The sequence below is a fragment of the Bradyrhizobium genosp. L genome (assembly GCF_015624485.1).
Taxonomy (GTDB): Bacteria; Pseudomonadota; Alphaproteobacteria; order Rhizobiales; family Xanthobacteraceae; genus Bradyrhizobium.
This window is the reverse complement of the sequence record NZ_CP061378.1, coordinates 5,646,284-5,667,073: the sequence shown is the minus strand read 5'-3', so window position 1 is coordinate 5,667,073 and position 20,790 is coordinate 5,646,284. Positions and strand designations below refer to the sequence as shown.

Here is a 20,790-nt window from a genome sequence, read left to right as displayed (position 1 = left end):
CAGGCCGTGCGTCGGCCTGCCTCTGATTGGCAATCACGACGTTCCAGGCCTTACCAGCCCAGTTCGCGAAGATAGGCAGCACGTGCCGCGACACCGGTGTTGGTGAAGTCGGTGAACACGCCGTCGACGCCGAGACGGAAGAACTTCAGGAATTCCTGGGTCGGATCGGCGTGATAGTCGCCGGCCAGATATTTCTTCTCGTTGCGGAAGGTGAACGGGTGCACGAACAGGCCGAGCTTGTGCGCGTCGGCAACCAGGCTGGTGGCTTCCTGCGTCGATGCCTCCGGCATCGTTCCCTTGTAGGGCGTGCCGTCGGCGTTGCTGTCCTTCCACGGCGAGATCTTGGCCGGCACGATGTACATCTTCCACGGACCGATGCCGTCGGCATAGGTCTTGATCTCCGCGAGGCCCTCGGGCGTCACCATCGCATCGTATAGCCGCGCGTCGCCCGCAGCCGTCCAGTCGAACGGACGGGAATTGGTGATGTTGTTGAGCAGCACCTTGCCGGCCTTGAAGTCGATGCCGTTGCCGTCGATCAGCTGGACCTGCCGCGTCTCGAGGCCATGGCCGCGCATGTATTTCAGGCTGCCGGGCTCGAAGCTCTGGACGATGATCGGAGCGTCCTTGGTGTTGAGGCCGTTGTCCTTGATGATCTTGATCAGGGCGTCCTCGAGCGGGTGGCCGCCCGGCGCGCCGCAGCCGTTTGCAATGGCCTGGGCGTTATTCCATGTCGGATTCTTGGTTTCCGGATAGACGGAGATGATGCGTCCGGTCTGCTTGCTCTTGGCCTTGGCGATATCGACGATCTCCTGGAAGCTCAGGATCGGGAATTTGCCGTTGAACACCTTCGGCCGTTCATTGGCCGCATCATAGGTGGTGCCGGCGATCCACTGCTTCAGCTCGGCCATGGTGAAGTCGGTGATCGACCAATCATTGGTATGGTCTTCGCCGTCGACGATCAGCGATTTCAACACCGATTTCGGGTCGGCCGGATTGGTCAGATCGGTGGGGTATTCGGCCGGTCCGCCGGCCGCGGATTTCGGTGCCTTGACGAGCACGCCCGGCACGGTGCGCTTGCGCCCGGCAACCTCCGCATTGGTCTTTGCGACGTCGGCCACGTTGGTGTTGTCGCTGAGCCAGGGATTGTGGCGCGCGACCAGGATGCAATCCTTGGTGAGGTGCAGATCCTCTTCGAGCGAGTCGGTGCCGAGCGCCGCGGCCAGCTCGTAGGATGCCTCGGTCTCTTCCGGCATCAGGCCGGGCACGCCGCGATGCCCGATCACCAGCGGTGCCTTGCCATCGAGGGTCAGGAAGGGTTTTGCGCCCGATGGCGCCGCGGCGGTTTGCGCCGATGCCGCTGACATCGGGAGAAACGCCAAGGCCGCAGTACTCAACAGCATCGCTCCGACACATGCTTTCAGACGTGAACGATTGTGCGTCATGGCCAAGCCTCTACCCCCCCTGCGATCTCTCGATGATGCGGCACGGCTTCGCGCCTCCGCGGCCGAACCTAGCCGGTACTCCTGTCTTGTCGCAATTCTCTGACAGATCGATGACTGCCGCATCGCCTGGGCAGGGAAAACCGGGGATGGCGGTTGGCCTCGACGGCTTCTATTCAAGCGTCGTCGCGCCTGCGACCGCGGAACGCGCGCAGTCGCGAGCCTAGGTCTGCGGCCATTGCGCTTGCTTAAATCGTCGGCGCCGCCGCCGCGAAATAAAGTCGCGGATGCCGTAGCCAACCGCGATTCCGGCGCTGAAAATGGCCGAAATGACCAATACTGCCATCATCACCCAAACCAAGCATTTTGCGTGCCACACGCCTCTTGCGCCTGGCAATAGCCGGCGTGAAGCCTTCACGACTGCTAATTGCTGCGATGCGTTCCTCCTGACGACGGCGGCGTTTGAGCGCATGTTCCGATAGGAACGCTTGCCGACATGACGGGTTCTTCACGCATCGATTTGGCGAACTGAGGAGAACCCATCGATGTTCATCAAAACCATCATGGCCGGCGTTGCCGGCAGCGCTCTGCTTGCGACCGTTGCGTTTGCGCAGACCCCGACCGACACCAAGAGTGACAAGACCAACATGTCGCCGCCGGCGAGCACGACGAGCACGTCGTCGGCCTCGTATCAGGGCGACTGGCGCGCGTCCAAGGTCGTCGGTCTCAACGTCTACAACGACAGCAACGAGAAGGTCGGCTCGATCAACGATCTGCTGATGGACAAGAGCGGCGGCATCAAGGCCGTCGTGATCGGCGTCGGCGGCTTCCTTGGCGTCGGCGAGCATCTGGTCGCCGTGCCGCTCGACAAGGTGAAGTTCTCGAGCGAGCCGGTCGCCTACACCGGCGCCAGCGCGTCGAACACCGGCGCCGGCAGCAGCAAGATGTCGACCAACACCACCACGGGCGCGGCGCCCGCAGCGACGGCCTCGAAGCCGAATCCCTGGTATCCCGACCACGCGACGTTCAACGCCACCAAGGACGAGCTGAAGGCGATGCCAGAGTTCAAGTACGCGACCGAGTAACGTGCATCGCGTCGGATGCAAGGAGAAGCGCGCCCGGTGTCGCCGGGCGCGCTTTTTCGTCCGTTGCCGCGTGTTGTGAATCCCTGATCCGGACTTTACGCGTCGTTATAATCAAGCCTCAACGAATCGGGCTTAGGTCTTCATCCCCTGACACGGGTGAACCATGACGGACGACACGGATCGAGACGGCAGCAATTCCGCGGTGGCCCGGATTCGCGGGCGCTATCCGCAATACACGCGGCGCCGGCTGGAGCGCTTTGCGGAGCGGCTGCAGGGCAGGATCTATCCGGATCGCGCGCCGGTTACCTCGATCGAGATCGCCGGCCCCACCGAACGGATCAGCCTCGGCGAGGCGCTCGCGCTGGACTATCGGCCAGTCGCGTTGGGCGAGACGCTGGGTCCGTTGTGGGCGACTTATTGGGTGCGGGTGACCGCCGAGGTGCCGGCGGCCTGGGCCGGCTCGCGCGTCGATCTCTATTGGGACAGCCGTTCGGAAGCCTTGCTTTGGCGCGACGGACGCTCGATGCAGGGGCTGAACCCGGGCCGCCACACCGCGCCGCTTGTTGAGCCGGCGCGCGGCGGCGAGACCGTGAGCTTTCATGTCGAAGTGGCCTGCGACGGCCTGTTCGGCGCCTATTGGAATGACCCGCAGGCCTATGCGCTGGTGGCGTGCGAGCTGCGCCGTTTCGATCCTGAAGCGCACGCGTTCTATTTCGATTACGACGTGCTGCGCCAGCTCGAGGCCGATCGGGATCCCACGACCAAATCGCGGTCATATGGCGCCGTCGGCGAGACAAGTCAGCCGGCGCTGGACCGCACCTGGGCCGGCCGCCTGCTGCACGATCTCAACCGCGTCTGCAACGTCTGCGATCCCGAGGAGCGCGCGACGTGGCCCGCAGCGCGGGCGATCCTCGCCCCCTTGCTCGCGGCGCGCAACGGCAGCATCGCGCACGAGATGTCGGCGATCGGCCACGCCCATCTCGACACCGCGTGGCTGTGGCCGCTGGCGGAAACCAGGCGCAAGGCGCAGCGCAGCTTTTCCACGGCGGTCGCGCTGATGGAGCGCTACCCCGATTTCAAGTTCGCCTGCTCGCAGGCCTATCAGTACGAGATCATCGAGCAGAACGACCCGGATTTGTTCGCGCGCATTCGCGCCAAGGCCGCTGCCGGCCAATGGATTCCGGTCGGCGGCAGCTGGATCGAGCCGGATTGCAACCTGCCGTGGGGCGAGTCGATCTGCCGCCAGTTCCTCTACGGCCAGCGCTATTTCGAGCGGACGTTCGGCGCACGCTCCACCGTGTTCTGGAACCCCGATGTGTTCGGCTACGACGCGCAGCTGCCGCAGCTGATGCGGTCGGCGGGGATGTCGCGCTTCCTGACGCAAAAGCTGTCCTGGAACAAGTTCACCTCGCCACCGCATCACAGCTTCCACTGGCGCGGGCTGGACGGCAGCACGGTGCTGGCGCATTTCCCGCCGGCGGACACCTACAACGGATCGGCGCAGCTTGCCGAGTTGCGCTACCACGCCGCCAACTACAAGGATGCCGACCGCACGGCGGACGCGCTCTATCTGTTCGGCTATGGCGACGGCGGCGGCGGTGCCGACGAGACGATGCTGGAGACGCTGAAGCGGGCGAAGGACCTGCAGGGGCTGCCGCGAATTGGGATTCGCACCGTCGACGAATTCTTCGACCGTCTCGCGGGGTCCGCAGAGAATCTGGCGACGATCGAAGGCGAGCTCTATCTCGAATATCATCGCGGCACCTACACCACGCAGGCCGAGACCAAGCGCCTCAACCGCGCCTGCGAGGCGAGCCTGCAGGCGTTGGAATTCGTGGCGACGGTTGCAACGGCATGGCAGCAGCCGGCGCCGTCGGCGCAGGAGATCGAAGCGCTGTGGCGCACGCTCCTGGTCAATCAGTTTCACGACATCATTCCCGGCAGCAGCATTCGCGAGGTCTATGAGCGGGCGGAGGTCGAGCTTGCCGGCGTGGACGAAGCGGCGCGGCGACGCACGCAGGCGGTGCTGGCTTCGCTGTGCGATGCCGATGGCGCCGGCTGGACGCCGGTCAACACGCTGGGCCGCGCCCGCGCCGAGATCGCTTCCGATCCCGACGGCGTGCTGCGCTACGTCACTGCCGGGCCGTTCGCAGCGGGAGACGTTTCCGCGACGGATGCCTGCGTCACCGTGTCGTCCGAACCGGACGGCTTCGTGCTGTCGAATGCGCAACTCAAGGCGCGGATCGACAGAAGCGGCCTTGTCAGGTCGCTGCTGCATCAGCCGAGCGGCCGCGAAGCCTTTGCCGCACCGGCGGCGCGCTTCCTGCTGCTCGACGATCGGCCGCTCGACTTCGAAGCCTGGGACATCGACCCGTTCGCGCTGGAGACCCCGCGCGATGTGACGGGCGAGGTGAGCTGCGCGGTGCTGTCGGACGGTGGGCTGCGCGGCGAGATCCGCTTCGAGCGCGTGCTGGGCAAGGCCAGCCGGCTGTCGCAAGTGATCCGGCTCGATGCCGGTGCCGACCACCTCACGTTCGAGACGACGGTCGATTGGCAGGAGCGCAAGACGGCGCTGAAGGTCATGTTCCCGCTGGCCTGCCGCGCGGCCAACGCGACCTATGAGACGATGTTCGGCGCGACCGAGCGGCCGACGCACGCCAACACCGATGCCGACGCGGCCAAATACGAAGTGCCCGGCCATCGCTGGGCCGACGTCGCCGAGCCGGATTTCGGCGTGTCGCTGTTCAGCGACTGCCGTCACGGTTATTCGACCTTCGGCAACCAGCTCGCGCTGACGCTGCTGCGTGGCCCCGAGATCCCCGATGCGCAAGCCGATCTCGGGCGTCACCGGATGCGCTACGCGATCTATCCGCACGCGCGGGATTGGCGCGCCGCCGACACGGTCGGCCGCGCTCTGTGCTTCGAGCGTCCGCTGCTCTGGACCAGGGGACGCCCGCGCGCGCCGCTGAAGCAGTCGTTCCTCATGGCGTCGCCAGCCCATGTGATCGTCGATACGATTAAGCCGGCGGAGGACGGCGAGGGCTTTGTGCTGCGGCTCTATGAGAGCGCCGGAATTCGCGCCACCGCGGTGCTCGACTTCGGTATCGACATTGCGTCGGCGTGGATGAGCAACACGCTGGAAGACCGCATCGAGGCCCTGCCGACGGAAGGGCGGAGCTGTCGTCTGCCGCTGCGTCCATTCCAGATCGCGACGCTGCGGATCTTCCAGCGTCTTTAAGGCGCGATGAGATTGAGTTGAACCGTCATCGCGCTTTGGCTCTCTGTTTGAGCATGATCCTTTCGGAAAACCGCTTCACACTTTTCCGGATCATGCTCTAGGCACGCGTCGCGCGGTACTCGGCGCGTGTCACCAGCCAGTCCGCGGCGGCCTTGAGGTCCGGCTCCGCGCCTAACCCGGGCGCGTCAGGCAGCGGGAACAGTCCCTGCTGCACGCGCGGGAAGGGCTGCGCCAGGGCCTCGCGCAGTGGGTTCTCCATCACATCATGCTCGAGCAGACCGGGACCTCCGACCGCGGCGAGGACCTGAGCCGCGGCCATCAGCCCGACGCCGCTGCCGAGCCAATGCGGGCAGTAGGAGCGCCCGGCGTGGACCACGCGGCGGCCGATCGCATGCGCCGCCGTGACGCCGCCCCATTTCAGCATGTCGGGCTGCACTACGCCGTGATGGCCGTTGGCGATCAGCGTCGCGAACGCCTCGTATCCCATCACGTTCTCGCCGCCTGCCAGCGGCACCGGCGACAGCAGTGCAAGCTCGGCCCATTCGGCCGCAGGCCGGTCCGCCGCGAGCGGCTCCTCGATCCAGCCGAGGCCGAATGCGCCGAGCCGCGGCACAGCGCGGCGGGCCTCGGCCAGATCCCAGCCCTGGTTCGCGTCGACCATCAGGCGTTCACCGGCGCGCAGGTCGCGCGAGATGGTCGAGACCACTGCCGTATCGGTTTCGGTCCCGAAGGCGACCTTGACCTTGAAGGCGCGGAATCCCTGGTCGCGACAACGTGCCACCGTTTCGGCCGCGGTATCGGGGTTGAGGCCGCTGGCATAGGCTGGCACCGCATCGCGGGCGGCCGTGCCGGCCAGCATCGCGCGCAGCGATTGACCGGCACGTCGCGCGGCGAGATCCCACAGTGCCAGATCGAGGCCGCCGAGGCATGCGGCAAAGGGGCCGGGCTCGGCGCCCTGGAGCGCCCAGCGATGGGTCCGTGCGGTGAGCGTGTGCCAGGCGTCGGCGGGATCGAGATAGGTGCCGGCCAGCGCCGCCGGACAGATGACCGTCTCGAGCAAGCGCATCTTGTTGTCGGCGCTGTAGGGCGGGAAGTTGCACCGGATCTCGCCCCAACCGTGCGCGCCATCGGTGTCCTCGACGCGGAGCAAGAGAACGCTGCGCCTCGGAATGCTGCCGAATGATGTCTTGACGGGTTCGCTGACCTCGGCGCGGAACAGGAACGCCTCGATGCGCGCGATGCTGATGGTCATGGATTTTGCTCCCTTCACGATCCTCGCTCCATCACAGCTGAGAGGCTTAGCCGCCGCGGCGCGCTGCGAAAAATAGATTGTTCGGATGGCGCCATCTCAAAAGCAGATCGCTCGGGCCTGGCGTCGTCGCCGGCCGATGCGACACACGAACAGTTGAAGCCGTAGTCGCGAATAAATCGCATCCGATTAAATCGTAATATTTGAAGTTCGCGATTTCAGGGCCTTTATCAGGCGCAAGCGAATTAATCGTATGCGATGAAAATCGCGGGAGCGTTACCATGACCACCAGGAATTCCAACGCCGGAACGACATTCAAAGCCATCGCGCTGGCAGCGGCGCTGTCGGCCATCACGGCGACGGCAGCCTCCGCCCAGGCCGCGATTTCCGAGCCGGCTGCGTTCCAGTCGATCTATCAGTATCGCGACGTGCTCAACGGCGGCGCGCCGACACCCGCGGCCGCGCTGGTGCAGCAGCCGCCCGAGGTGCTGCAGGCCTTGCAGGCTCGGGAGAGCGGTGTGGGCATCGTGAACGTGCAGCGGCGCCACGCGCATCGTTCAAGCCGCTGATCGTGATTGTAGATTCGGAGGGCGGGCAGAGCGCAGCGTGCCCACCCTCTCGAGCCCGTCACTTGAAGGTGGGCACGGCGCAAACGCCTTTGCCCACTTACAGGACTGTACTCAGTTCGCCGCCTTCACCAGCGGGCAGCCGCCTTTGTCGAGCGGGCGGAACGCCTCGTCGCCGGGCACTGTGGCGATCAGCTTGTAGAGATCCCACTCGCCCTTGGATTCCTCGGGCTTCTTGGTTTCGAACAGGTACATGTCGTGCACCATGCGGCCGTCGATCCGGATGTGGCCGTTCTTGGCGAAGAAGTCGTTGATCGGCGTCTTGCGCATCTGCTCCATTACCTTCGGCGCCTCGTCGGTGCCGACGGCCTCGATCGCCTTCAGGTAATGCATGGTCGCCGAATAGAGACCGGCCTGGATCATGGTCGGCATGTGGCCGACCTTCTCGTTGAAGCGCTTGGAGAAGGCGCGGGTCTCGTCGTTCATGTCCCAGTAGAACGCGTCGGTCACGATCAGGCCCTGGGTTGCCTTGAGCCCGAGCGAGTGGGTGTCGGTGATCTCCATCAGCAGCGCGATCATCTTCTGGCCGCCCTGGGTCAGACCGAATTCGGCGGCCTGCTTCAGCGCGTTGGTGGTGTCGCCGCCGGCATTGGCCAGTGCCACGACCTTGGCCTTGGAGGCCTGCGCCTGCAGCAGATAGGACGAGAAGTCCGACGAGTTCAGCGGAGCTCGCACATCGCCGAGCACCTTGCCGCCGCTCTCCTTGACGACGTTGGCGGCGTCGCGCTCCAGCGCCTGGCCGAAGGCGTAGTCCGCGGTGACGAAGAACCAGGTGTCGTCGCCGCGCTTGACCATCGCCTTGCCGGCGACGTTCGACAGCGCGTAGGTGTCGTAGGTCCAATGCACCGTGTTGGGCGAGCAGGCAGGTCCCGTGAGGTCGGAAGAGCCGCCGCCGGAATTGATGTTGATCTTGTTCTTCTCGCGCGTCAGCGCCGAGATCGGCAGCGCGACCGACGAGGTCGGGACGTCGAGGATCGCATCGACCTTCTCGTTGTCATACCAGTTGCGCGCGATGTTGACGCCGACGTCGGGCTTGTTCTGGTGATCGGCCACCACCACCTGGATCGGGACACCCTTCACCTTGCCGCCGTAGTCGGCGACCGCCATCTCGACGGCTGCGACCGAGCCCTTGCCGGTGGCGTCGGCGTAGAGGCTCGACATATCGGTCAGCACGCCGAGCTTGACGACATTGTCGGAAATCTGGGCGTTGGCCGCGGTGCCGGAGGCGGCGAGCGCGAGACCGGCCGCCGCTGCGGCCAAAAGCAATTTCATCTTATTTCACTCCCTGAAATTTTTCCCTGAAGGGGTCTTCCACGGGCTTCTTCTATCCGGTGCGGCAAGCCGCCGCAAAGGCGACTTTTTGAGCATGCCGGTTGTGGAACGGGTCCGTGGTTAGAGCGCCGGCAGCGCGGTCACGGCCGCTTTGATGGTTCCGTCGGTTTCGACGATCACGCGCAAGGTCTTCGAATCGAAGTCGATGCCGGCGAGCCGGATGCTGTTGATGTCGGCGTCGATGCGCAAGCCTTCCTCGTTCTTCTGCAGGTCGGCGAAGGCGGCGGCGATCTTGCGCTGCGCATTGTTGGCGAACGGCTTCAGGTCGACGATCATGCGGTCGGCGAGCGCCTGCTGCACATGCGGGATCGCGGCGCGCGCCGCGGCGCCGAGCAGGCCGAACGCGGCCTCGGATTCCACCGCCAGCTCGACGTCGGTCAGCCGCAGGGTCTGCGCCTCCTGGTCGAGCCGCGGACGCCCCCAGATGTGCACGGTCGCCTCGGCGCCGAGGCCGAACCAGCTGGTCTTCTCCTTGGCGCGCACCAGCAGCGAGATCAGCAGCCGATCGCCGGAGGCCGCGACGCTTGCCTGCTTGACGGTCACGTCGACCGAGCCCGAGCCGTCCTCGGGAAAGGTCTTGCCCTTGAGCTGGGCCTCGATCAACTGGGTCAGCGTCGTGAAGGACATGTCGACCGGCATTCCGATCGAGAGCCCGCCCGGCATCGGCGGCACGATCGAGAGCTTGTCCGGGAACGGACAATTCGGGGTGGTCTGGGTCTCGGTGATCCTGGTCTCGGCCTCGACCCCGATGTTGAGGATCAGCGAAGACGCATCGACCTTCGGCTGCGCCGCGATGGCGCGGATCGGCCGCAGCTCGAGCCACATCGGCGGCATCGTCGAGGTGCCACCGGTGCCCTGCAGCGGCATCGAGCGGCAGGCCTTGGTCCATTGCGCGCGCATGTTGTTCTGGAACGACGGATCGTTGCGCAGCTTGGTCTCCACCGCGGCGATCTGATCGGCGACGGTCTTGTCGATCACCGGCTTGACCTGGGCCGGTACGCTGAGCTTGACGCCGGCGGCCGACAGGCTGGAGTCGTTCAGATTGACCTGGGCCTGCAGGTTCGGCTCGATCCGCCAGGAGGCGCCGAGCTTCGGCCGCGAGGTCAGGGTGACGTTGCCCTTGATCTCACCATTGACGTTGACGTTCTTGATGTTCACCGCGCCGATCTGCTTGGCGACATTGCCGCCGAGCAGGCTGCCGAGCGCATCGGTAACCGCGCCGGTCGCTTTCGCCGACAGCGCGCCGGTGACTTTCAGCGTTCCGTTGATCGGGGTCGTCAGCGTCATCACGTCCTGCGCGCCGGCGAGCGCGATCGGTCCGCGCGAGGCGGTCCAGCCGATATCGGCATTCTGCAGGATCTGCTGCGCCGGATTGTCGGCCTTGCCGGCAAAGGTCTTCGGCGCGCCGCGCTCGGCGGCGTCGCGGATCGCCGACAGCGCGACCGAGACCTGCGCCACGATGGTCGAAGAGCGCGGCGCCGGCGGCAGCGGCGGCAAATCGGCAAGCTTGGGCGCCTGTACTGCGGCGCGCGGCGCAAGCCAGTCCATGGCCTTCAGACTGACGAGGAACGAGATCGCCACCACCGCGATGGCGAGCACGATCGTCCTCGGGCGCGTCGGCAATTGCATCATTTTCCCGGATGAAATGAACTTGACACAACTTGTACAGGCCCGCCGAGGAGGGCGCCAGTGTGGCCGGATCAAGCTGGTTTACGGGCGGAACTAGGCGCGCGGCCGCGATGGTGGCGAACAGGTTAACGATCGTAAACGCGACAACGGCCCCGGCTGGGTGCCGGAGCCGTTGTCGATGTCCTGATGTGGCCGGTTAGCGGATCGTCGTGCCGAGATCGGCGCGGCGGTCGCTCATCGGCAGCACGATCACCTTGGTGCCGACGCTGACCCGCGAATAGAGGTCCGAGACGTCTTCATTGGTGAGGCGGAGGCAGCCGGAGGAGACGTGGGTGCCGATGGTCTCCGGCGCGTTGGTGCCGTGGATACGGTAAACGGTGCCGCCGAGATACATGGCGCGGGCGCCGAGCGGATTGCCGGGGCCGCCGGTCATATGGCGCGGCAAATTGGGCTGGCGAGCGATCATCTCCGCGGGCGGGGTCCAATCCGGCCACTCCGCCTTCTTCGTGATGGTCTGGGTACCCGACCAGGTGAAACCCTCGCGGCCGACGCCGATGCCGTAGCGGATCGCCTGGCCGTTGCCGAGAACATAATAGAGGTAGGTGTGCGGGGTATCGATGATGATGGTGCCGGGGGCTTCGCGGCTCTGATAGGCGACGACCTGGCGGCGCAGGCGGGCCGGGAGCCCGGCGGAGCGGTCCTCTTCCTCGACCTGCGGCATCGACTGCACCGGCGGGGCCGCTTCGGTCTGCGGCGGCAGCAGGAACGGGAACAGCGGCAGCGGAGCGGCCGAAACGGATGTGGAGAAAGCGGCGGTCCCGATCGCCAGCGCACCGAAGGCGGCGGCGACGAAACGCGAGTTCAGCTTGATGGATTTGAACATTGTCGACCCCTGTTGTTTGCGCCTTGCGCGCTCATTTCGGCGCGTCGTTGAGGCAAAGCAGTACAGGCGAGGCGTTTCAGGACGTTTGCACGAAATCGCCAAAATGGTTTCGTGGCGTTAGGGAATTGTTTCGTGCGTGTTTCGTGGGACAGTTAACCCTCAATTGTCCCAGCTCGGGACAGAATTCCCTGGCACGCCCCTTGCTGACCCAAGGCATTGTTTCTGAATGGTGAAGAAATGGTGCAGGGGCAATCGATCGGCAATCTGCTGGATCGACAAAAAGGTTTCGGTCCGGGCTTCGACTTTCTCCGCATTGCGCTCGCGGTCTCCGTCGTCGCAGCCCATACGCCGTATATCGCGATGGGACGCATCAACGGTCCGGAGCCGTGGTACGTCTTTCTTCCGCACTATGCGGCGCTCGTGATCTTCTTTGCGCTCGGCGGCTTCCTGGTCGCGGCCAGCGGGCTGCGGCTGAGCCTGAAGGAGTTTCTCATCAACCGCGGCCTGCGGATCGTTCCCGCGCTCGCGGTCGAGATCGTGCTTTCGGCGCTGATCCTCGGGCCGATTTTCACGACCCTGCCGCTGTCGGACTATTTCACCAGCTTCGCGACCTACCGCTACTTCGGCAACATCGCCGGCCTGGTGACCTATCTGCTGCCCGGTGTGTTCACCGGCAATCCCGCGCCGGAGGTCAACTCTTCGCTCTGGACCATCCCGTTCGAATATATCTGCTACGTGATGATGATGGTGGTGATCTCCTGCGGGCTGTTGCGCAGGCCGGTGCTGATCCTGCTCGGCGCCGTCTTGCTTGTGGGCATCGGTCTTGCGCTCGACCTCACCGGCCACGGCGCAATGCCGCCGCAGCTTCCGCCCGGCGTCACCGCCACGCTGCACGACAAGATCTTCGGCGCGGGGATCTTCCTGGGGCGCGGCTCGAAATTGCTGGTCGCCTTCATCCTCGGCATGGCGATCTACCTTTACCGCTATCGCATCCCCTATGACGGACGGATCCTCGCCGCCTGTTGTGCGCTCTGCCTCGCCGTCGCCTTCATCGGGCCGGTCGACTGGATGACCCAACCGCTGCTCAACGCGACCATTTGTCCGGCGCTGGTCTACATCACCGCCTACATCGGCGTGTCGAAGGTGCCCAAGCTGCCGATCTTCTCGCGCGGCGACTATTCCTACGGGATCTATCTGTACGGGTTTCCGTTGCAGCAGGTGGTGAAGGTGTTGCTGCCGCACGGCTCGATGATCGTGCAGTTCAGCATCTCCTTCGTCATGGTGACGATGTTCGCGGCATTCTCCTGGCACTGGATCGAGAAGCCGGTGATGAAGCTGCGCAGCGGCTTCTCGTTCGTGGCGCCGCGGCGGCTTGCGGAAGCTGACGCGGCCACGAGCCCGCAAAGCATCGCGCCACTTGCTGCTGCGGCCAACGGCGTCGCGGCCGAACAGCCGGCGGCTTCCTGATGTCGCGCCCGCGAGCTTACGCCCGCATCCGCGGCAGACCCGGCCTGTCGCCTGAGATCACGGTGCGGCGATCGGCGACGGCGTGGTGGAATTGCTCGAGCGTCAGTCCGATCACCGCAAGGTCGCCTTCCTCGATCGCGCCGTCGTCGTAGCAATCGAGCGCCTCGCGCAACAGATCGTCGGCGTCGCTCATCATCTTTGCCAACTCGTCCGGCGTCTCGGCGCCACGCACCCGCGAGATCAGCGTGAGCAGATTGTCGCGATGGGTGATGTAGCGCTCGCGCTCGTCGCGCTTGAAGTAGTGGCGCAGCCAGGCGCCGGCCGAGCCGAGGCCGGAGAGCAGCAGGATGCTGGCCCAGATGTAGTCGGAATATTTCTCCAGGAAGGTGCGCTCGGTGCCGTCGATATAGGCGGCCGCGCCCTGATGCGCCGGCAACGCGGCGTCCTTGTCGGTGTCGGGCTTCTCGATCTTGGCGGCCGCCGGCGCATCGCGCGCGACCTGGAGCCGCTGCGTGAACAATTGCCGCACCAGCGCGCCGACGGTCGCCTCGTCCAGCGTGTGCTGCGCGATCAGGAGATGGTTGACGCTGACGGTCTCCACCTTGTCCTCGGGCCGTGCCGGCGACGAGGAGAAGATGCTGCCGGCGATCTCCTCCGACTCGTAGAGCGGATGCTTCTGCGCGATCGCCTCCGATACGTCGATCGGCAGGAAGCGCGGCTCGCCGCGCGCCGCGGCGGTCGCCGCGATTGCGTCCACCGTTATCTTGCTGTCGAGCGGGCCGACGGCCATGTAGGCGTCGAGCGACGGATCGCGCGCGAGATCGGCGATCTGGTTGACGGCGAATTGAGCGATTGCGACCTTGTCGGGATTGACGCCGGACTCGGTCAGGATCACGCGCAGCAGCGTGACGTTGGCCTGGGTGCGGCCGATCACCCCGACCTTGCGGCCCGCGAGATCGTCGATGCTCTTGATCTTCGGTGCGGAGCGCCGCGCGCCTTTCGCGCCCGACGGCGCCCACAGCACGACGACATTCTTGCGCAGGATCGCCGCCGACTCCGCACTGGTCGGCAGATTGAGATCGCCGCGCGCGACCGCGAGGTCGACCTTGTTGGCGGCGAACAGCGCGATGCTTTCGGCGGTGCCTTGCGTGGTGACCGGCTTCAGCCGCACCGAACTGCCGTCATGGGCAAAGGCCTGCGCGAACGCCTGCACCAGCTTGACGTCATCGCTGCCGGTCGGTCCGACCGCGATCTGCAGCGTCACCGGACGCAGCGCATAGTACAGCACGCCCGCGGCGATGCCGAACATGAGCAGGCCGGCCGCGAGAATCAGCAGCGACGAGTTTCGCCGCCTCAGTCTGCGGCGCACCGCGCCGGAGTTTTCCACTTGCTCTGACATCATACTGTCACGTTACCCGAAAAAGCGAAGGTCTGCCCTGAAAAACAACCTAACATTTCGATGACGTCATACGTTTGAAACATCCATGTCAGAACGTCGTGCGAGCAGAATCAGAATTAACGATTTGGATCTCCTGCAATGCGCATCCTCGTCGCGACCGATGCTTGGCATCCGCAAGTCAACGGCGTCGTCCGGACGCTGACCTCGCTCGCGCGCAGTGCCGAGACGCTGGGCGCCGAGATAACGTTTCTGACGCCCGACGGGTTTCGCTCGGTCGGCGTGCCGACCTATCCGGGCCTGCGCATGGCGCTGCCGAACCGCCGCGAGATCGCGCGCCGCATCGAGGAGGCCTCGCCAGACGCGATCCACATCGCGACCGAAGGGCCGATCGGCTGGATGGCGCGGGCCTATTGCCAGCGCAACAAGCTCGCCTTCACGACCTCCTACACCACGCGCTTCCCGGAATATGTCTCGGTGCGGACCGGGATTCCCGACAGCGTCGGTTACGCCGTGCTGCGCCATTTCCATGCCGCGGGGTCGATGACGATGGTCGCGACCGACTCGCTTCGCACCGAACTCGCCGAGCGCGGCTTCCGCCGGCTCGGCTTCTGGACCCGCGGCGTCGACACCAAGCTGTTCAATCCGGACCAGCCGGCAGTGCTCGATCTTCCGCGGCCGATCTTCATGACCATGGGCCGGGTCGCGGTGGAGAAGAACCTCGACGCCTTCCTGTCGCTCGATCTGCCCGGTTCCAAGGTCGTGGTCGGCGACGGTCCACAGAAGGCGGCGCTGGAACAGAAGTACACGGACGCGATTTTCCTTGGCGAGAAGAAGGGCCAGGATTTGACCTCGCATCTCGCCGCTGCCGACGTCTTCGTGTTCCCGAGCCTGACCGACACTTTCGGCGTCGTGCAGCTCGAGGCGCTGGCCTGCGGCACGCCGGTCGCCGCATTCCCGGTCACCGGGCCGAAGGACGTCATCGCGGATCACCCGATCGGCGCCATCGACAATGATTTGCGCGCGGCCTGCCTGCGCGCGCTGACGATGTCGCGCGAGACCTGCCGCAATTTCGCGTTGGAGCGTTCCTGGGAAAACAGTGCGCGTCAGTTCATCGGCAATCTGGCCACGTTGCAGCCGAGCCGCGCGCCGCGGCCCGCCCGCCGCGTCGCCGGCCGCAGTGCGGTTCCGAATTAACATCTCAATCGAACGAAAGCAGACGAGAAACGATCTATGGCTGACATCATCAAGCTGGGCGCCGACCGTTCCATGGACTTCGACCGCGAGACGGTCGAGCAGGCCTACGACCGCTGGGCGCCAATCTACGACCTCGTGTTCGGCGGCGTGTTCAGCAAGGGCCGGCAGGCCGCGATCCAGGCCACCAACAAGATCGGCGGCCGGGTGCTCGAGGTCGGTGTCGGCACCGGCATTTCGCTGCCGCTGTACGGCCAGAACGTCCGCATCTTCGGCACCGACATCTCGGAAGCGATGCTGGAGAAGGCCAAGAAGCGCGTCACCGAGCAGGGCCTGAAGAATGTCGAAGGCCTCGCGGTGATGGATGCCGAGAAGCTCGAATTCCCGGACAATTCGTTCGACGTGGTGATGGCGCAATACGTGCTGTCCGCCGTGCCGAACCCGGAAGCCGCGATGGACGAGTTCGCCCGCGTGGTGCGCCCCGGCGGCGAGCTGATCATCCTGACCCGCGTCAGCGCCGATGCCGGCGTGCGCCGCTTCATCGAGCAGACGCTGCAGCCGGTGGTGCGTCCGCTCGGCTTCCGCACTGCCGAATTTGCCTGGTCGCGCTACACCAAATGGCTGGCCGGCACGAAGGGCATGGAGCTCGCCGAGCGCCGCCTGATCCCGCCGCTCGGCCATTTCTCGCTGGTGCGTTTCCGCAAAGTGGACGTGGCGAAGGCGGCCTGAGGAGGCCGCCGCAGCCGGCCGCCGGGGTGAGGTGGCGCACAGCGCCCTTCAGACCGGGCGGCCAGGCTGCCAATCCTCGACCCCGAGCCCGGTTTCGCGGCTTCTCTTGGGGATGGGGCGAGATCTCCGGTTGCGTCAAGGCGTCGCTCCGCATCGTTATATGTCATTATGATGATGTCACACGCGCTACATCGAATCCCTGTAAACCCTGTTCCGAAAGATGTTGGGGGAACCAATGATCAAGAATTTCCTGCAAGAGCTGCGTACCCAGCGCTGGGATGACCACCGCTACTATCATCACAGCCGGATCAACCAGAGCCTGCACTTCGTCAGCGCCCTGAGTTTCGTATTCGCCTATGTGATGCTGTACTTCGATCCGATGGTGTCGGCGCTGGTCGGCTGGCTGGTCTCGATGACCTCGCGCCAGGCCGGTCACTTCTTCTTCGAGCCGAAGGGCTACGACCACGTCAACCACGCGACCCACGAGCACAAGGAAGACATCAAGGTCGGCTACAATCTTCAGCGCAAGGTCGTGCTGATGGCGATCTGGGCGTTGTCGCCGATGGTGCTGTACTTCGATCCGACCCTGTTCGGCCTGTTCAAGCCGTGGGTCACGATGGGCGACTTCACCCGGCAGGTGGCCAAGATCTGGCTCGCGGTCGGCGTCGGAGGCTTGCTGTTCCGCACCGTGCACCTGTTCTTCATCCGCGACATCGAGACCGGCCTGGTCTGGATGACCAAGATCATCACCGATCCCTTCCACGACCTGAAGCTCTATCACAAGGCGCCGCTGTTCCTGATGAAGGGCGAGCTGATCGATCCGGGCCTCGAGAAGCACGTCAAGCACGCTGCCTGATCGTTTGATCCCTCAACGTCTTCTTGAATTGCGTCATGCCCGGGCTCGTCCCGGGCATCTACGTCTTGGGACTGCTGTGAAGAGACCCGGCCGAGCTGCTCGCCACAATGGGACTGCGCTCCCTCTCCCGCCTGCGGGGGAGGGCTGGGGTGGGGGTGTCACCGCGAGTCGGAGTCCTGGTGTGGAGAGAGCCCTCACCCGGATCGCATCTGGCGATGCGCTCCGGCCTCTCCCGCAAGCGGGAGAGGCGAAGGAAGGGCATAGATGTGTCGGGGTAGCTGAGGCCTCAGCGCCCGAACTTCGCGGCGGCCATCTCTTTCAGGATCTGCCGCTTGATGTTCTTGTTGGTGAGGCCGTCCTGATGCCACCACCAGCTGTCGCGCTTCATCTTCTCGGCTGCGGCGACGAAGCGCTCGGTGACTTCGGCGAAGTCGGCGTCGGTGTAGTTCAGCGTGAAGATCAGGCGGCCGGTGCCGACCCAGCTCAGGGCCAGGCCCTCGGCCCGCAGATAGTATTGCAGCATCCAGTTGTAGCGGGACGGCTCGGTGTAATAGACCGTCCAGATCGACGAGATGTTGCCGACGCGAACCGGCAGGCCCTGCGCGGTGAGGCGGTCGTTGAGCGCCTTGGCGCGGCCGTTCCAGGTCTCCTCCAGCCCGTTGTAGATCGAGCGGAAGTTCGGGCTGGCGAGCCGGCTCAAGAACTCGTCCATCGACGTCATGACGTAGGGATGCGAGTTGAAGGTGCCGCGGGCGAAGCAGACGTCGGCCGGACGGTCGTCGCGGAAGCGCCGCATCAGATCCTTGCGGCCGCAGACCACGCCGACCGGCAGGCCGCCGGCGAGGCTCTTGCCGTACGTCACCATGTCGGCCTTGACGCCGAAATATTCCTGGGCGCCGCCGGCGGCGAGACGGAAGCCGACGAACACCTCGTCGAAGATCAGGACGATGCCGCGCTCGGTGCAGACCTCGCGCAGCTGCTTCAGCCATTCGGTATAGGCGGCGCGGTCGTATTTCGAGGAGCGCGACGAGTCCACCAGCGCCGAATCGCCGGGCGCGTTGGAATTCGGATGCAAGGCCTGCAGCGGGTTGACCAGCACGCAGGCGACGTCCTTGCGCGTGCGCAGCACGTGCAGCGTCTTCTCCGACATCTCGGCGAGGGTGAAGGTCTCGTGCGGCGATACCGGATTGCCGACGCCGGGCTGCACGTCGCCCCACCAGCCGTGATAGCTGCCGGCGAAACGGACCAGGCGCTTGCGCTTGGTGTGGTAGCGCGCCAGCCGCACCGCCTGCATCACGGCCTCGGTGCCGGACATGTGGAACGAGACCTCGTCGAGGCCGGAGATATCGCAGAGCCGCTTGACGTTGTCGGCGATGACAGGGTGGTAGGGGCCGAGCACAGGCCCGAGTGCCTGCGCGCGCTTCTCACCCTCGGCGATGCACTCCTTGTAGAAGTCGTTGCCGAAGATGTTGACACCGTAGGACCCGGTGAGGTCGTAGGACACATTGCCGTCGACGTCGGTGACGGTGACGCCGCTGGAGGCCTGCATGAAGGCCGAGGTGCTGAGATGCTCGCGGACCAGGCGGCTGTATTGGAACGGCACGCGGTAGGTCTCGGTGAACTGCAGGTCGGAGATGCGGTCCGAGACCTCGGCGGTCAGTGCGCGGCCCTTGGGGTAGCGATCCTGGTAGAGGCCGGCGAGGCGGAAGAAGCCGTCCTGGCGCTGCATCGCGACCTCCGGCGGTGCGCCGTCGGAGCGGAAGAAATCGTCGATGTCGAATTCGTATTTCGGCAACATGCGCGCCACCATCTTGGACATCTTGGAATGTCCGGCCAGCGAGCGGTGCTTGGCCCGCGACAGCGCGATGCGGGCCTGAATTTTGGGGAAAGCTGCGGCGGCGCCGGCGAGCGCGGCGGCGGACAGCGAGAGAATCGGAAGGGATGTTTCCATGACAGAAGCGCTAGCCTCGGCACCTAACAGATTCATGACAGTCAAGGGCCTGATCTCGGCATTCACCCAGCAGGAAGACCTCAATTTCCTGCTCACCAACCGGATTCCGCGCGCCGCGATCACCCGCTTCATGGGCTGGTTCTCCAAGGTCGAGAACCCCTTGGTGCGCGACGTTTCGATCGCGCTCTGGAAGCTGTTTTCCGACCTCGATCTGTCGGAGGCGAAGAAGACCGAGTTCAGGAGCCTGCACGACTGCTTCACCCGCGAGCTCAGGCCCGGCCTGCGCCCGGCCGCGGCCGACCCCGCCATCATCGCGAGTCCGTCGGACGCGATCATCGGCGCGCATGGCCGGATCGAGGACGGGCAGTTGTTCCAGGTCAAGGGCGCGCCCTATTCGCTGCTCGATCTGCTGGGCGATGCCGCGCTCGTCGAGCAGCACCGCAACGGCCGCTTCGTGACGCTGCGGCTGACCTCGAGCATGTATCACCGCTTCCATGCGCCCTATGATCTCAGCATCGACAAGGTGACGTTCATTCATGGCGACGTCTGGAACGTCAATCCGATCGCGCTGAAGCGGGTCGAGCGTCTGTTCTGCAAGAACGAGCGTGCGGTGCTGCGCGCAAAGCTGTCGACCGGCGAGCCGCTGACGCTGGTTCCAGTCGCCGCGATCCTGGTGGCGAGCCTCCGTCTGCATTTCCTCAATCGCACGCTGAATGCGCAGACCCGAGGTCCGGTCGATTTCTCCTGCGACGCGCATGTGAAAAAGGGCGACGAGCTCGGCTGGTTCGAGCATGGTTCGACCATCATCGTGCTCGCACCCGACAATTTCGAATTCTGCGACAATGTCGCGGAAGGAATGCGGATCAAATGCGGCGAGCCGCTGCTGCGAAAGCCTGCCATCTGATCTCGCTTTTTTCGCCGCATAACTTTATACTGGTGTGATCGTCACGCGACGAAATTCAAAATCGCAAACCTTCGGGACTTATGATGGCGCGGACGCCTGTTCTGGCGGCGGGAGGCATTGTGCTGCGGCGGGAGACACCGCCGCGCTTTGCCGTCGTGCGCCTGCGCAAGCGCAATGAGTGGGTGCTGCCCAAGGGCAAGCTCGACGACGGCGAGACGCCGCGCGCTGCCGCCGAGCGCGAAGTGCTGGAAGAAACCGGCCACGCCGTCGAGGTGCACGAATTCCTGGGCACGCTGGTCTACGAATCCGGCGGCCGCTTCAAGGCCGTGCACTACTGGCGCATGGATGCCGGCGGCAAACCCGTGCGCGAGTTGATGAACGACATCCGCGAGGTCGACTGGTTGCCGCTGGAGGCCGCGCTCGAACGGCTGTCGCGCGGCTATGAGCGTGCGTTCCTGGAAAATGTCGGGCCGATCGCGCTACAGGCTGCGGCGGCCGCGGAGAGCGAGCGGCGAGCCCGCCTGCGTGCCGCAGCCGCCGAACGGCGGAAGCTCCGGCAGGCCGCGGAGGCGCCGACGGTGGAGACGCCGGTCGTTGATCCTCCGGACACGGCGGACGTACCGATGGTCGCGGAGACGCCGCCCGCCGTCGCGCAGCCGACGGCGTTGGAAGCCTCACAGGCTCCGCTCGTCATAGAGATGCCGGTGGTCGAGGTCACGCCCGTCGCAGAGACGCCGGCCGAGATTGCAGACGAAGCGGATGTCCAGGCCACCGCGCCACAAGACGTCGCGTCGGACGACACAGCCTCGGAG

The 20,790-nt window shown here is 65.2% G+C and carries 15 protein-coding genes and 1 pseudogene; 9 read left to right on the top strand and 7 right to left on the bottom strand.

Annotated elements, in window-relative coordinates; all coding sequences use genetic code 11:
- Positions 1-50: 50 nt before the first annotated feature.
- The gene (locus tag IC762_RS27015) at positions 51-1,364 is read right to left on the bottom strand and encodes a glycerophosphodiester phosphodiesterase family protein (protein WP_246801267.1); all 1,314 of its coding nucleotides are present in this window, start codon (positions 1,362-1,364) and stop codon (positions 51-53) included.
- A 620-nt stretch (positions 1,365-1,984) separates the two neighbouring features.
- On the opposite strand from IC762_RS27015, the gene IC762_RS27010 reads away from it, so the two are divergent.
- The gene (locus IC762_RS27010; RefSeq protein WP_195785219.1) at positions 1,985-2,524 is read left to right on the top strand and encodes a PRC-barrel domain-containing protein; all 540 of its coding nucleotides are present in this window, start codon (positions 1,985-1,987) and stop codon (positions 2,522-2,524) included.
- Positions 2,525-2,687: 163 nt separating this feature from the next.
- Positions 2,688-5,762 (top strand): alpha-mannosidase, encoded by a 3,075-nt coding sequence (locus IC762_RS27005; protein ID WP_195785218.1) that lies wholly within the window; start codon positions 2,688-2,690, stop codon positions 5,760-5,762.
- 97 nt (positions 5,763-5,859) lie between these two features.
- Here IC762_RS27005 and IC762_RS27000 read toward each other — a convergent pair whose 3' ends face one another.
- The gene (locus IC762_RS27000) at positions 5,860-7,014 is read right to left on the bottom strand and encodes a mandelate racemase/muconate lactonizing enzyme family protein (RefSeq protein ID WP_195785217.1); all 1,155 of its coding nucleotides are present in this window, start codon (positions 7,012-7,014) and stop codon (positions 5,860-5,862) included.
- Between the two features lie 278 nt (positions 7,015-7,292).
- Between IC762_RS27000 and IC762_RS26995 the strand changes: the two genes are divergently transcribed.
- A complete protein-coding gene (locus IC762_RS26995; protein WP_195785216.1) occupies positions 7,293-7,580 on the top strand; it encodes a hypothetical protein in 288 nt (95 codons plus the stop codon).
- Between the two features lie 111 nt (positions 7,581-7,691).
- Here IC762_RS26995 and IC762_RS26990 read toward each other — a convergent pair whose 3' ends face one another.
- From IC762_RS26990 to IC762_RS26980, 3 genes are all read right to left on the bottom strand, one after another.
- Positions 7,692-8,909, bottom strand: coding sequence for an ABC transporter substrate-binding protein (locus IC762_RS26990; RefSeq protein ID WP_195785215.1), 1,218 nt, complete (start codon positions 8,907-8,909; stop codon positions 7,692-7,694).
- A 120-nt stretch (positions 8,910-9,029) separates the two neighbouring features.
- Positions 9,030-10,598, bottom strand: coding sequence for a DUF4403 family protein (locus IC762_RS26985; protein ID WP_195785214.1), 1,569 nt, complete (start codon positions 10,596-10,598; stop codon positions 9,030-9,032).
- Between the two features lie 196 nt (positions 10,599-10,794).
- Positions 10,795-11,481 (bottom strand): L,D-transpeptidase, encoded by a 687-nt coding sequence (locus IC762_RS26980; protein WP_195785213.1) that lies wholly within the window; start codon positions 11,479-11,481, stop codon positions 10,795-10,797.
- A 237-nt stretch (positions 11,482-11,718) separates the two neighbouring features.
- On the opposite strand from IC762_RS26980, the gene IC762_RS26975 reads away from it, so the two are divergent.
- Complete coding sequence (locus IC762_RS26975; RefSeq protein WP_195785212.1) at positions 11,719-12,948, top strand: acyltransferase family protein; 1,230 nt, start codon at positions 11,719-11,721, stop codon at positions 12,946-12,948.
- A 16-nt stretch (positions 12,949-12,964) separates the two neighbouring features.
- Here the strand turns inward: IC762_RS26975 and IC762_RS26970 are convergent, their stop codons facing one another.
- Entirely contained in the window at positions 12,965-14,347 is a 1,383-nt protein-coding gene (locus IC762_RS26970) for a TAXI family TRAP transporter solute-binding subunit (protein ID WP_195785211.1), read from the bottom strand.
- 138 nt (positions 14,348-14,485) lie between these two features.
- Here IC762_RS26970 and IC762_RS26965 point away from each other — a divergent pair, with 138 nt between their 5' ends.
- The 3 genes from IC762_RS26965 to IC762_RS26955 all read left to right on the top strand — a co-directional run bounded on the left by IC762_RS26965 (position 14,486) and on the right by IC762_RS26955 (position 17,123).
- Positions 14,486-15,541: a glycosyltransferase family 4 protein gene (locus IC762_RS26965; RefSeq protein WP_195785210.1), complete on the top strand. Its 1,056-nt coding sequence runs from the start codon at positions 14,486-14,488 to the stop codon at positions 15,539-15,541.
- Positions 15,542-15,577: 36 nt separating this feature from the next.
- Positions 15,578-16,267: a class I SAM-dependent methyltransferase gene (locus tag IC762_RS26960; protein WP_195785209.1), complete on the top strand. Its 690-nt coding sequence runs from the start codon at positions 15,578-15,580 to the stop codon at positions 16,265-16,267.
- Between the two features lie 235 nt (positions 16,268-16,502).
- Positions 16,503-17,123 (top strand): hypothetical protein, encoded by a 621-nt coding sequence (locus tag IC762_RS26955; RefSeq protein WP_195785208.1) that lies wholly within the window; start codon positions 16,503-16,505, stop codon positions 17,121-17,123.
- A gap of 286 nt (positions 17,124-17,409) precedes the next feature.
- On the opposite strand, the gene IC762_RS26950 is transcribed toward IC762_RS26955, so the two are convergent.
- Complete coding sequence (locus IC762_RS26950) at positions 17,410-19,074, bottom strand: aminotransferase class III-fold pyridoxal phosphate-dependent enzyme (RefSeq protein ID WP_195785207.1); 1,665 nt, start codon at positions 19,072-19,074, stop codon at positions 17,410-17,412.
- Between the two features lie 34 nt (positions 19,075-19,108).
- Between IC762_RS26950 and asd the strand changes: the two genes are divergently transcribed.
- Both asd and IC762_RS35815 read left to right on the top strand, forming a co-directional pair.
- Complete coding sequence (asd, locus tag IC762_RS26945; RefSeq protein ID WP_195790307.1) at positions 19,109-19,978, top strand: archaetidylserine decarboxylase; 870 nt, start codon at positions 19,109-19,111, stop codon at positions 19,976-19,978.
- Positions 19,979-20,061: 83 nt separating this feature from the next.
- Positions 20,062-20,479 (top strand): annotated as a pseudogene (locus IC762_RS35815) (NUDIX hydrolase); the annotation flags it as partial.
- Positions 20,480-20,790: the final 311 nt, after the last annotated feature.

Bases quoted from the DNA above. Each gene is read 5' to 3' on its own strand.
- IC762_RS27015 (WP_246801267.1), bottom strand. From the start codon at position 1,364: ATGTCAGCGGCATCGGCGCAAACCGCCGCGGCGCCATCGGGCGCAAAA.
- IC762_RS27010 (WP_195785219.1), top strand. From the start codon at position 1,985: ATGTTCATCAAAACCATCATGGCCGGCGTTGCCGGCAGCGCTCTGCTT.
- IC762_RS27005 (WP_195785218.1), top strand. From the start codon at position 2,688: ATGACGGACGACACGGATCGAGACGGCAGCAATTCCGCGGTGGCCCGG.
- IC762_RS27000 (WP_195785217.1), bottom strand. From the start codon at position 7,014: ATGACCATCAGCATCGCGCGCATCGAGGCGTTCCTGTTCCGCGCCGAG.
- IC762_RS26995 (WP_195785216.1), top strand. From the start codon at position 7,293: ATGACCACCAGGAATTCCAACGCCGGAACGACATTCAAAGCCATCGCG.
- IC762_RS26990 (WP_195785215.1), bottom strand. From the start codon at position 8,909: ATGAAATTGCTTTTGGCCGCAGCGGCGGCCGGTCTCGCGCTCGCCGCC.
- IC762_RS26985 (WP_195785214.1), bottom strand. From the start codon at position 10,598: ATGCAATTGCCGACGCGCCCGAGGACGATCGTGCTCGCCATCGCGGTG.
- IC762_RS26980 (WP_195785213.1), bottom strand. From the start codon at position 11,481: ATGTTCAAATCCATCAAGCTGAACTCGCGTTTCGTCGCCGCCGCCTTC.
- IC762_RS26975 (WP_195785212.1), top strand. From the start codon at position 11,719: ATGGTGCAGGGGCAATCGATCGGCAATCTGCTGGATCGACAAAAAGGT.
- IC762_RS26970 (WP_195785211.1), bottom strand. From the start codon at position 14,347: ATGTCAGAGCAAGTGGAAAACTCCGGCGCGGTGCGCCGCAGACTGAGG.
- IC762_RS26965 (WP_195785210.1), top strand. From the start codon at position 14,486: ATGCGCATCCTCGTCGCGACCGATGCTTGGCATCCGCAAGTCAACGGC.
- IC762_RS26960 (WP_195785209.1), top strand. From the start codon at position 15,578: ATGGCTGACATCATCAAGCTGGGCGCCGACCGTTCCATGGACTTCGAC.
- IC762_RS26955 (WP_195785208.1), top strand. From the start codon at position 16,503: ATGATCAAGAATTTCCTGCAAGAGCTGCGTACCCAGCGCTGGGATGAC.
- IC762_RS26950 (WP_195785207.1), bottom strand. From the start codon at position 19,074: ATGGAAACATCCCTTCCGATTCTCTCGCTGTCCGCCGCCGCGCTCGCC.
- asd (WP_195790307.1), top strand. From the start codon at position 19,109: ATGACAGTCAAGGGCCTGATCTCGGCATTCACCCAGCAGGAAGACCTC.